12 protein-coding genes are annotated in these 11,944 nt (G+C 55.3%); all 12 read left to right on the plus strand.

All coding sequences use genetic code 11. From position 1 onward, the window contains the following. The first annotated feature begins 26 nt into the window (after positions 1–26). The 12 genes from PQR27_RS03175 to PQR27_RS03230 all read left to right on the plus strand — a co-directional run bounded on the left by PQR27_RS03175 (position 27) and on the right by PQR27_RS03230 (position 11,939). Positions 27–938 carry a GDP-mannose 4,6-dehydratase gene (locus tag PQR27_RS03175; protein WP_408522270.1) on the plus strand — a complete coding sequence of 304 codons (912 nt, stop codon included), beginning with the start codon at positions 27–29 and terminating at the stop codon, positions 936–938. 414 nt (positions 939–1,352) lie between these two features. Then, positions 1,353–2,414 (plus strand): dTDP-glucose 4,6-dehydratase, encoded by a 1,062-nt coding sequence (rfbB, locus tag PQR27_RS03180; RefSeq protein ID WP_408522271.1) that lies wholly within the window; start codon positions 1,353–1,355, stop codon positions 2,412–2,414. Positions 2,415–2,425: 11 nt separating this feature from the next. Continuing rightward, complete coding sequence (gene rfbA / locus PQR27_RS03185) at positions 2,426–3,307, plus strand: glucose-1-phosphate thymidylyltransferase RfbA (protein WP_408525390.1); 882 nt, start codon at positions 2,426–2,428, stop codon at positions 3,305–3,307. After that, positions 3,304–3,855 carry a dTDP-4-dehydrorhamnose 3,5-epimerase gene (rfbC, locus tag PQR27_RS03190; protein ID WP_408522272.1) on the plus strand — a complete coding sequence of 184 codons (552 nt, stop codon included), beginning with the start codon at positions 3,304–3,306 and terminating at the stop codon, positions 3,853–3,855. Before rfbA ends, rfbC begins: the two co-directional genes overlap by 4 nt. Positions 3,856–3,862: 7 nt before the next feature. Next, entirely contained in the window at positions 3,863–4,765 is a 903-nt protein-coding gene (rfbD, locus tag PQR27_RS03195; protein ID WP_408522273.1) for a dTDP-4-dehydrorhamnose reductase, read from the plus strand. 90 nt (positions 4,766–4,855) lie between these two features. Then, a complete protein-coding gene (locus tag PQR27_RS03200) occupies positions 4,856–5,749 on the plus strand; it encodes a GumC domain-containing protein (RefSeq protein WP_408522274.1) in 894 nt (297 codons plus the stop codon). A gap of 55 nt (positions 5,750–5,804) precedes the next feature. Continuing rightward, positions 5,805–6,530, plus strand: coding sequence for a GNAT family N-acetyltransferase (locus PQR27_RS03205; protein ID WP_408522275.1), 726 nt, complete (start codon positions 5,805–5,807; stop codon positions 6,528–6,530). Positions 6,531–6,544: 14 nt separating this feature from the next. After that, a complete protein-coding gene (gene rffA, locus PQR27_RS03210; protein WP_408522276.1) occupies positions 6,545–7,705 on the plus strand; it encodes a dTDP-4-amino-4,6-dideoxygalactose transaminase in 1,161 nt (386 codons plus the stop codon). After that, positions 7,705–8,976: an O-antigen translocase gene (locus PQR27_RS03215; protein ID WP_408522277.1), complete on the plus strand. Its 1,272-nt coding sequence runs from the start codon at positions 7,705–7,707 to the stop codon at positions 8,974–8,976. The genes rffA and PQR27_RS03215 overlap by 1 nt, the downstream gene beginning before the upstream one ends. Then, positions 8,970–9,881 carry a glycosyltransferase gene (locus tag PQR27_RS03220; RefSeq protein ID WP_408522278.1) on the plus strand — a complete coding sequence of 304 codons (912 nt, stop codon included), beginning with the start codon at positions 8,970–8,972 and terminating at the stop codon, positions 9,879–9,881. The genes PQR27_RS03215 and PQR27_RS03220 overlap by 7 nt, the downstream gene beginning before the upstream one ends. A gap of 21 nt (positions 9,882–9,902) precedes the next feature. Beyond that, complete coding sequence (locus tag PQR27_RS03225; protein WP_408522279.1) at positions 9,903–10,940, plus strand: EpsG family protein; 1,038 nt, start codon at positions 9,903–9,905, stop codon at positions 10,938–10,940. A 42-nt stretch (positions 10,941–10,982) separates the two neighbouring features. Beyond that, positions 10,983–11,939, plus strand: coding sequence for an NAD-dependent epimerase/dehydratase family protein (locus PQR27_RS03230; RefSeq protein ID WP_408522280.1), 957 nt, complete (start codon positions 10,983–10,985; stop codon positions 11,937–11,939). Positions 11,940–11,944: the final 5 nt, after the last annotated feature.

Raw genomic sequence — 11,944 nt, forward strand, 5'->3', positions numbered from 1 at the left:
AGATGACCCTCGTGAACGGAGAAAGCATGTCGTCTTCTCATGCGAAGCAACCTATCCGCACGCTCGTCACCGGGGCGAGTGGCTTCACTGGCCGCTATCTGGTTGAGAACCTGCTCGGCCGCGGTCACACGGTGATCGAAACAGTAGCGGGGCGCCACGAGGCGGAAACGCCGACGCGGCTGAGGCTCGACATCACGTCGCCCGACGCATGCCGGCGCGTGATCGAAACCGTGCGGCCCGACTATATCGTCCATCTGGCGGCAATCAGCTTTGTGGGCCACAACGACCCGCTCGACTTCTACCGCGTCAACGTGCTCGGCACGCTGAATCTGCTCGAGGCCTGCGCGGCGGTCGGCCACACGCCGCGCAAGCTGTTGATCGCGAGCAGCGCGAATGTGTACGGCAACGTCACCAGCAGCGCCGTCGACGAAACCTTTCCGCTCACGCCCGTCAACCACTATGCCGCGAGCAAGGCGGCCATGGAAACGATGGTGCGGACCTGGTTCGACCGCCTGCCGATCCTGATCGTGCGGCCGTTCAACTACACGGGGCGCGGGCAGGCGTCGAACTTCCTGGTGCCGAAGATCGTGGAGCACTTCGCGCGACGCGAACCGGCGATCGAACTCGGCAATATTGACGTGGCGCGCGATTTTTCGGATGTGCGGTACGTGGCGAGCGCTTATGAAGTACTGCTCGATTCGGCCGCTGCCTCGGAGACGGTCAATGTGTGTACGGGCACGCCTTATACGCTGCGTGAAATCCTGTCGGCGGCGAGCGAGTTGACGGGGCATGAGCTCGAGATTCAGGTCAATCCGGCTTTTGTGCGGCAAACCGACGTGAAGATGCTGGCGGGGTCTCCGGCCAAGCTGCGTTCGCTGGTGCCTGAAGTCGAGGCGATTCCGTTTGTGGATACGTTGCGGTGGATGTTGGCGGCGTAGGGGAGTGCGCCGGCGTCGATCGCTCATGCGCCGTACCGCAGCAGCATTGCTAGTGTATTCAGTGCTGTGAGCCTAATGTGCCGCCTTACACATACCTTGTTGCGGCAGGCCACCGTGCAATTTCTCTGATTCTCGCGGCGACCTCCGGTCACCCGCCAGCAACGACCCTCGCAGCGGAACAGCGCCTTCCTCCAAGCAATGGAAACCAAACTTGTCAAGCTGTTTCAAGTTGTTAGGGTTCTAGTTTTTGCCCCGAGCGGCTTTATAATCAGGGCTTCATAAGATTGGCGTCCGAACGCCTGCCAGCGGTGTGAGAGGCGGCGGCGGCGTTGACAAGAATCGGACACCACAACGCGGGGTGTGCAGATCGGCAACCTGATTCCGATCCGCCACCAACATCTTGAAGGGAATTACATGATCCTGGTAACGGGCGGTGCCGGCTTTATCGGCGCCAATTTCGTGCTCGACTGGCTCAACACGTCGGACGAAGCGGTGCTAAACGTCGACAAACTGACCTACGCTGGCAATCTGGGAACACTTAAGTCGTTGCAAACCAATCCCAAGCATGTCTTCGTAAGAGCCGATATCTGCGATCATACGGCGCTCAACGCGCTCTTTGCCGAGCGCAAGCCGCGTGCGGTGCTGCACTTTGCCGCGGAAAGCCATGTAGACCGTTCGATTCACGGGCCGGCTGACTTCGTGCAGACCAATGTGGTTGGCACCTTTACGTTGCTCGAAGCCACCCGCAACTACTGGAATGGGCTTGGTGAAGCGGACAAGGCGTCATTTCGCTTCCTGCACGTTTCGACAGACGAAGTGTTTGGCTCGCTATCAGCTACCGACCCACAATTCTCCGAAACCACGCCGTACGCACCGAATAGCCCCTATTCGGCTACCAAAGCGGGTTCCGACCACTTGGTGCGCGCCTACCATCACACGTACGGCCTGCCGGTGCTCACCACGAACTGCTCGAACAACTACGGCCCGTATCAGTTCCCTGAGAAACTGATTCCCTTGATGATCGCCAACGCACTGAGCGGAAAGGCGCTTCCGGTATACGGTGATGGTCTGAACGTGCGCGACTGGTTGTATGTCGGTGACCATTGCAACGCGATCCGTGAAGTGCTCGCCCGTGGCGTGCCGGGCGAGACCTACAACATCGGTGGCTGGAACGAGAAGAAGAACCTCGATGTCGTGCATACCCTGTGCGACCTGCTCGATCGATTGCGTCCGAAGGCGGGCTCTTCGTATCGCGACCAGATCACCTATGTGAAGGATCGCCCTGGCCATGACCGCCGCTACGCGATCGACGCTCGCAAGCTGGAGCGTGAACTCGGCTGGAAGCCAGCCGAAACGTTCGAAACCGGCCTTGCGAGAACCGTTCAGTGGTATCTGGACAATCAGGAGTGGTCGGACGAAGTTGCTTCGGGTGAGTATCGAAAGTGGGTTGAGACCAACTACGCGCAGCGCGCGTGAAGGGCACGGGTATGGCGCGCAAGGGCATTATTCTCGCAGGCGGATCAGGCACGCGCCTGTATCCGATTACGCACGTCGTTTCCAAGCAGTTGCTGCCGGTCTACGACAAGCCGATGATTTACTATCCGCTGTCCACGCTGATGGTGGCAGGTATTCGTGACGTTCTGGTCATTTCCACACCGCAAGACACGCCGCGGTTTGAAGCGATGCTCGGCGACGGCAGCCAGTGGGGTATGAATATTCAGTATGCGGTTCAGCCTTCGCCTGACGGTCTTGCGCAAGCCTTCATCATTGGCCGCGAATTCGTGGGCAACGATCCGTCGGCGTTGATTCTTGGCGATAACATTTTCTACGGTCACGATCTTGCGAAGCAGCTGGAGCGGGCCAACGAGAAGGATCAAGGCGCTACAGTGTTCGCGTATCACGTGCAGGATCCGGAACGGTACGGCGTTGTTGAGTTCGACAAGGAGTTTCGCGCGCTGTCGATTGAGGAGAAACCAGCCAAGCCACGCTCGAATTACGCTGTTACCGGCTTGTACTTCTACGACAATCAGGTTTGTGATATTGCTGCGGATATCAAGCCGTCGCCGCGTGGTGAGCTCGAAATAACCGACGTCAATTCTCACTATCTTGCCAACGCCGCACTCAGTGTCCAGATTATGGGGCGAGGCTACGCGTGGCTCGATACGGGAACGCACGATTCGTTGATCGAAGCCGCGACCTTCATCGCAACGCTGCAGCGGCGACAGGGATTGGTAGTCGCGTGTCCTGAAGAACTTGCGTATCGCCAGAACTGGATCGATGCGGACCAGTTGTTGAAACTCGCGCAACCGCTTGCTAAAAGTGGTTACGGTAAATATCTGCAGAACCTACTGGCCGACCGATTCGCATGACGATCCACGTTGTTGACACTTCATTTCCCGAAGTCAAGATTATCGAGCCGAGGGTGTTCGGAGACGCGCGCGGGTTTTTCTTCGAGAGCTTCAATGCACGTGACTTCGGCGATCAGGTCGACGCCAACGTTGAGTTTGTCCAGGACAATCATTCGCGCTCGTTAAGAGGCGTACTGCGCGGTTTGCATTATCAGATTCAACACCCGCAGGGCAAGCTTGTGCGTGTGGTGGAAGGCGAGATATTCGACGTAATTGTGGACATTCGCAAAAGTTCGTCGACTTTCGGTAAATGGGAGGGCGTGACGTTGTCCGCGCAGAATCAGCGCCAATTGTGGGTGCCTCCTGGATTCGCGCATGGTTTTGTCGTCACGTCGGAATCGGCTCAGGTGCTCTATAAGACGACCGATTATTGGTATCCGGACCATGAACGTTGCATCGTCTGGAACGATGCCGATATCGGAATCGAGTGGCCGATTGGCTTTGAGCCGCTGCTTGCAGCGAAGGATGCTGCTGGCAAGCGCCTGTCAGAAGCCGAATGTTTCGAGTGAGAAAGTCATGTTTTCGAACGAGCAACCCGTCATCTTGCTTACTGGTGTGAATGGGCAGGTCGGATTTGAACTAGCTCGCAGCCTTCAGGGGCTGGGCCGAGTCGTCGCGCTTGATCGCGGCACGCTCGATCTGACGGACCTGCAGGAGATTCGAAGCACCATACGCCGACTGAAGCCCTCGCTCATTGTGAATCCCGCCGCTTACACAGCAGTAGACAAGGCGGAGGTAGACGAGGCCGCCGCATTTGCGCTGAATGCTGAGGCGCCTGGAGTGATTGCCGAAGAAGCGAAAAGGCTGGATATCCCTATGGTTCACTACTCGACCGATTATGTGTTCGATGGAACCGGGAGCGGTGCTTACGTGGAGGATGATCAGCCGAACCCCCAGAATGTGTATGGCAAAAGCAAACTGGCAGGTGAGCGCGCTATCGTCGAGTCTGGCTGCGCACATTTGATTTTTCGGACTAGTTGGGTATACGGGGCAAGAGGGAAAAATTTCCTGTTGACCATGCTTCGACTCGGCGCAGAACGCGAGTGCCTCGACGTCGTAGCCGATCAGTACGGCGCGCCGACGTGGGCAAATACCGTTGCTGTAGTGACTGCCCATGTTTTGGCGCAAGCCATGGTAAAGGCGGAGGGTGAGCGAAAAGCGTGGTGGCGGACCTACTCAGGCCTCTATCACCTGACTGCTTCCGGGGCGACGTCATGGCATGGCTTTGCCACCGCGATTTTCGAACTTTCTGCGCTGAGTAAGAAGCCTGTGATCCAGCAGATTGGCGCTGCTTCTTACGCGACGCCAGCCCGGCGACCTGTGAATTCGGTGATGTCGAACGAAAAGCTTGCAAGAGCATTTGGGGTGCGCCCTCCCGATTGGCGCGATGCGTTGCAGCTTTGTTTGCAAACGCCCTGATTGGCGCTGCTGTGCTCGCTTAGCGATACCGCACCTGCGCAATTGCCTGGAGCTTGGGGCTTCAACTAATCCTGACTCTTACGAGAGACTATGCAAGAGACAACAAAACAGTCAAACGCGACACTAGAATTGCGCTCCGGTGCACTCCACGGCCTCGTCGATTTCGTGCGACGAGATGCCATCCGGCTTTCGATTGGTGCGGTGCTTGGCGTGGCTGTGGGACTAGGTGCTAGCTATCTTTTTCCACGCCAATGGGAATCGACTGCGGTAGTCCGGATTGGTCAGCTATTCAACGGCAATTCAGCCACGCTTGTCGAAACGCCCGCGAATGTTGTGGCGAGGTTTGACACGCGTGGTTTCCAGGATGGCGTCCTCAAACACTTGGGACTTGACCCAGACGCCCGCGATGATTCACACGTTAACTTGCTGCGCAAGAGTGCTCGTGCCAAGGTAGTTAGTTCGGACCTGATCGAAGTCGACGTAAACGGATTTTCGCCCGATGAAGCGCAACGGGACTTACATGCGTTGATTGATCAACTGGCGCAGACCCACCAGGCAATGATGGCGCCGTCGCTTAATCGCCTTAACGCAGACCTAAAAGAGGTCAGTCAGCTCCTGACTGAAGCAGAGGTCCGCTCCACGCGCCTGGCTAGCGAGGCGGACCGGCAATCGCAGGGCAAGAGCAACGGGGCGCCGTCAGGGGAGGGATTGATGCTCACTGAACTGATCAACGCCAACACTCAGGAAGTTACCGCGATTCGTGTGCGCAAGAATGAGATATTGGAACGACTGGACCCGCAGCGCTCCTTTGTCACGCGTCCGCTGGAGGCGATCGTCGTGAGCGATGCGCCCGTATCACCGAGGCGAGCGCTGATGGCGTTTGTGGGTTTGCTCCTGGGTGTCGGTCTCGCGTTGGGTTGGGCGCTCTGGAGAGCCGACGCCCTGGTGGCACTGAACCGGCCGAGCGACAACGCGCGGCCTTAAGCGAAGCTGAAGTCATGGGTGCTTCGCATCACGAACGCGTACAACATAATTACACATGAGCCTAGTCCTGTCAGAACTCGATCAATCCAGATTTGGTGTGGTTACCGCCAAGGCGACCGCACGCCATGTGGATGAATTTGATCGGATTATGGAGGCTTGCAGCGCGCAGAAAGTTGAATTTCTAATTCTCCGCGTCGATTCCTCCGACCTTCCGGTAGTGCAGGCAGCGGAGAAACAAGGGGCCTTCATTACGGACGCTTTGCTTTATTTTGAAAAGACGCTTTCGTCCGGAAGTGCTTTGATCTTGCCGGATTCTGTTCGTCTGCGTAAGGCGGAGGCTGAAGACGCGTCGCGTATTGGCCATTTGGCTTCTCAAGTCTTTAGGGACTACGACGGGCATTACCACACCGATCCCCGTTTGCCGAAAGACAAGGCGGATCAGGTGTATTCGTCGTGGGCGGAGGCGGCATGCATCAATCCGCAGGTCGCGGATGAGGTGCTGATCTTGGAGCGGGAAAGCGAAATAATCGGTTTTTCCGCACTTAAGCTCGTCGAGCCGCAGGCATTCGATTGTTCTTTGCTTGGCGTGTCGCCATTGGCGCGGCGCGAAGGTCTTTTTCGTTCGTTGCTGCAGGGCAGTATGGACTGGGGTTTATCCCGAGGTCTGACGACCATGGAGTATTCGACACAACTAACAAACGTGCCCGCTCAGCGGGGGCTCTGCAAGGTGGGATTTTTGCCCACAAAAAGCTGCTATACCCTGCACAAGTGGTTTGTCTAATCTAGGGGCTGTAAATGTCTGATCTTTCGAAGAGTGACGAACTAATTCCGTTCAATAAACCTTACCTTCACGGTCGGGAGCTCGTATATATCGCCGAGGCGGTGGCTTCTGGAAAGATTTCGGGCGACGGGATTTTTTCGAAGCGTTGCCATCAGTATTTTGAGAATCGATATGCGATCAAAAAGGCGCTGCTAACGACGTCTTGTACCGACGCGCTTGAAATGGCAGCCCTTTTGCTCAGAATTCAGGAAGGGGACGAGGTGATTGTGCCGTCGTACACCTTTGTCTCTACGGCCAATGCGTTTGTGCTTCGCGGCGCAAGGCTGGTGTTCGCGGATAGTTATGCACATAATCCTAATATTGATCCGGGCCAGATCGAGCAATTAATTACGTCCCGCACCAAGGCGATCGTGGTTGTGCATTACGCCGGCGTTGCGTGTGACATGGACCGCATTCTTGAGATTGCGAATCAAAAAGGCATTGTGGTCATTGAGGACGCCGCGCAGGCAATTGACTCTTTTTATAAAGGGCAACCGCTTGGTTCGATTGGCGCCCTCGGCGCTTTTTCCTTCCACGAAACGAAGAATATTATTTCGGGTGAGGGAGGGTTGCTCACCGTTAATGATGAACAGTACATGGCCCGCGCGGAAATAATCCGCGAGAAAGGGACGAATCGTTCTGCGTTCTTTCGTGGCGAAGTCGACAAGTACGGCTGGGTCGACATTGGTTCGTCGTTTCTGCCCTCGGAAATCGTGGCAGCGTACCTCTATGCGCAACTCGAACAACTTGACGCGATACAGGCGCGACGCCTCGCAATCCATCAGCGTTATACACACAACGTAAAAGCCCTCGCGGAGCGTGGGTGCTTCGAATTGCCTGATATCCCGGCTTGGGCAACGAACAATGCCCACATGTTTTACATCGTGTGCAGGTCGCTCGACGAGCGTACTCAACTCGTTCAGTATCTCAAGGAACGGAAAGTAATGTCGGTTTTCCATTACCTTTCGCTACACTCGAGTGCGTTTTATGCAGACAAGCATGACGGCCGGAGCCTGCCGAACAGCGATCGTTATACGGAGTGTTTGCTTCGCCTTCCGCTCTATTACGAATTGTCGGATTCGCAGGTCGATCGCGTTTGCACCGCGCTGGAGGAGTTCTTCGAGGCACGGAGATAATGTCCTCTGGCTGGATACGAGCATCCATTGCAAGTGCCGTAGCGCAACTTACCCGGATGGCCTGCGGCCTTGCGGTACTTAAGATCGTGGTATTGCAGTTGGGGGTTGAAGGGATCGGCAAGTTGGGGCATTTCATGAACCTGCTTTCGATCCTCTTCGTCTTTGCGGGAGGTGGCATTAACGTCGGAATTGCAAAGTATTCGGCGGAGTACGAGCAATCGAAAGCGAGGCTTGAAGGCTTTCTCTCGGCGGCGTGGACCTATTCATTGCTGGCGTCGTGCGTTCTGGCGGTAGTTTTTGTCGGCGGTGCTCATACTGCTTCTGTCTTGTTGTTCGGCGACGCTCAGTATCAAGGGTTGATCATATTTGTTGGCTTGGCTCAGTTCGCCTTTGCCTATATCAACTTTGTGACAGGTGTCGTTAATGGACTACGGCAGACCCAGGCTTTTTCACGGATTATGACGATTGGCTCATTGATTGGCATCGTTCCGTGCTATTTCTTGGTGAGCACATACCATCTCGCCGGCGCAGTCATTGCGCTGGTGGTGGTGCAGGCGGGAATGCTGTTGCCAGCCGTTTTCGAATTGCGCAAGCTTGTCAAAGTGAAGCTGCGATTTATCACACATTTCAGCGAGCTAGGGCGGCTTGGACAGTTCAGTCTGATGCAGCTTTTTTCAGTGGCGACGATGCCGCTGGTAGAAATGTACATTCGGACAGAGCTGGCGAGAATTGATGGCTGGGAGGGCGCTGGGACCTGGCAGGGCGTGCAACGTCTTTCTTATGCGGCTCTGAGCCTGTTTGTGAGCTTTCTGTCTGTGTATTACATGCCCACGCTTTCCGGTCTCAAGGAAGGGCGGAAGGTTATTGGCTATGTATTGAAAACGCTAGCGGGCGTTTTGATAGTATTTGGAATTGGCGCAGTGGCAATTTATTTCCTTCGAGGGTTGGTATTTTCGATACTGTTATCGAAAGATTTTTATATCGCTCCTGATTTGCTGCGGTATCAATTGACTGGGGATTTTTTTAGAATCGGCGCGTATGTAATTGGATTTCTGGCGGTCGCAAAAGCTGCGACCAAGATTTATGTGATTTGTGAAATAGTGCAGTCGGCGATTTACGTCGCGCTATTTTCAATAACTTCGCATATGGCCGGAGGTAAGGGCGTTTTTATTGCGTACGCGCTGTCGAACTTTTCTTATTTTATAATATGCTTTGCCGGCTTGGCGATTTATGCAAACGGACGGCTGAAGGCTGAAAATAGATCATGCTGAAACTGTCAGTTGTCGTTTCCTGCTACAAGCAGCGCGAATATATCGCAGACTGCATTGATAGCATTCTTGCGCAAGATATCAAGGTGCCCTACGAGATCGTCATCTCGGATGACTATTCCCCGGACGGTACACGTGAAGTGGTGGAAGACTATGCGAAGCGACATCCCGATTTAATCCGGGTACTGCCGAACACCGAAAACGTCGGGCCTGCCCGTAACTATTTTCGTGCCCACAATGCTGCTCGTGGAGACTTTGTCGCTCACATCGACGGAGATGATCTCATGCTGCCCGGCAAGTTGCAGCAGCAGGTGGATGTACTGGAAGCGAATCCCGAATGTACGCTTGTCATCCATCGGGCACGCTATTTCAACGACAGCCGGACCTACGTGAGTGAAACGGGCGAACTGCCAGACGGTAGGGAACTGATATTCTTCACTCGGGCCGAACAGGCCCGCTGGGGAACAATCGCCGTTCACAGTTCGTACATGTACCGCGCGAGCGCGCGAACCACGCGAGAGTATCGGGGCGACTTCATGGAGTGGTACTTCACCATGGAGTATCTAAGCCAGCCTGGAACACGAGCTTGCTTCGTCAACCGTGTGCTGGTTGAATACCGTTGCAATGAATCCAATCAGGCTTATCTGGCATCTCGCAGCGGTCGGCAGCGCTCGTACCTGATCCTGATTGGTCATCTGATGGACCATTTCACTGCGCTGCCTGCGTTGCGGCGGGACATTTACGCCCATGCCTTTTTGAACATCTTGACGTACCATCGGACGATCAGGACCTTCTCGCCTAACATGATCTGGTTTTTGCTGCGGCACGCGAATTACTTTGATCTCGCCCGTGTACGTGAAACCATGCGCATCCGGCGTGCCGTCGGACCCAAGCAGCGTATCCGTTAGTCGGCACAGGACCTTCGTGCTATGAACTATCAACGAATACATCGGGCGATAATTCCGTCACGGCTGGACAGCGTCCGCTGGACGGGGTTGTACGTTGTCATCGGCCTGCTTCTTGCCCTTGTCTATGCGTCGGCCACGGTCGGCGTTGACTCGGACAAGCCGGCCTATGAACTCTATTTTTTTTACCTGGCCCACAACATGGGTGTCCCGGAAGGGTTCGGCCGCGTAGAGCCTGCCTTCTTTGGCTTCACTTGGCTGATCTCCCATCTTACGGACTCGACATATTTCTATTTCTTTTTGATCTTCGCGATCGAATTTTTCGGATTGACGTGTCGGTTGGGTAAGCGTAGCCCGCTGTTTGAAGATCGGTTTTATTTGGCGTTGCTCTGGCTCGGATTTCCTTTTTTCTATTCTTTGAGCATTAACGCGGTGCGCCAAGGGCTGGCACTTGTGTTCGTCGTCTATGCGATCGATGCCGAGTTGTCGGGGCGAAAGTACAGTCCATTCACCTTGCTTGCACTCGGCTCGCTGTTCCATTTCAGCTCGGCAATTTATGCTCCGCTGTTCATCTTGTTGCGTTGGCGAGTGAATCTGCGCCCGCTGCTTGTGTTCTGGGCAGTTTGTGTTGTCTGCGCGATGCTATCGATTCCGCGACATCTCGTGGAACTGGCAGCGGCCGCAGCGCCCGATAGTTTCAGGCAGCAATTTCCTTACTACTTTTCGTATCTGACGGGCACACTGACGACTGCTTACGACACAAGTTTCAAGTTTCGCTTTTTGGCGTTTAGCGCGCTGCCGATCATTGCATTTGCTGTCACCAGGCTCCTGAAGTTTGAGGTTGACCGCGGTTGCATGTTTGTGTTCAAAATATATCTGACTCTTAACGGACTGTTTTTTCTGATTGGATATATCCCGTTCAGCGACCGTATCGCACTCCTCGGTTGGCAATTGATGCCGATGCTGGCGGTTGGTCTCACGCCGCCGAGTATCAGGCCAATCTCCTCGGTCTTGGCCGCTTTGTCCGCCTGCGCCGCGTTCGCCTATTTTTTTGTCTTTTAGTCCGCGGTGTATCAACGCAACAGGCTTACCTAGGATATTCTCATGCGCGTATCGGTAACCGGCGCGAGCGGTTTTATTGGCCGCCGTCTGGTTGAACATCTTTTGAGTACCGGGGCGAGCGTCACGGTACTGACGCGTCGCGGAGTGGCTGCGGACCTTGCCGGCAGGGTCAATGTTGTACACGGCGATCTGTGTCGCGACGAAGACGATTTACTGCCGCTGCTCGACGGATGCGACACGGTGTTTCATTGTGCCGGTGAACTCTACAGGCCGGAGGCGATGGAAGCGCTTCATGTTAACGGCACACGGCGGTTGCTTGACGCCGCCGAGAGGGCTGCTGCGCGAAATGGAAGACCAATCCACTGGGTCAACCTTAGCAGTGTCGGTGCCTATGGACCGCCTGATAACGCGAATGAGGTGCGAGTTGTCACAGAGAATTATCCACTGCGTCCTGTAGGTCCTTACGAGGTCACTAAAACCCGATCGGACGAGTTGGTGATGGACGCCGGCAACGGCGAGGCCATTACCTACACGATCGTGCGTCCGACAAATGTGTTCGGCGAGTCCATGAGCAATGCGTCGTTGCGCGGATTGCTTTCGATGATCCGCAAGGGCTTGTTCTTTTACATCGGTAAGGGTGATGCGGTAGCCAACTACGTCCACGTTGACGACGTTGTAGCGGGATTGATTGCTTGCAGCAGCCATCTGGCTGCGCGCAACCGCATCTTTAATATCTCTAATGATTGCCCGCTCGTAGAACTGGTTTCCGGCGCAGCGCACGAACTAGGCGTATCCGCGCCCAAGCTGCGCATGCCCGAAGCGGCAGCAAGAGCCATTTCTGCCATCGGCGCGGTAGTCCCACGGTTCCCCCTTACTTCGGAGCGGATTGATGCGCTTGTCGGGCGCACTTCGTATTCGTCACAACAAATTCAGCAGGAACTGGGGGTGCGGCCGTCGATCTCGGTCGCGTCTCGCGCTTGCGCGATGCTTCGCTTGTAGCGTTG

It is taken from the genome of Paraburkholderia fungorum (assembly GCF_046027215.1).
Classification (GTDB): Bacteria; Pseudomonadota; Gammaproteobacteria; order Burkholderiales; family Burkholderiaceae; genus Paraburkholderia; species Paraburkholderia fungorum_D.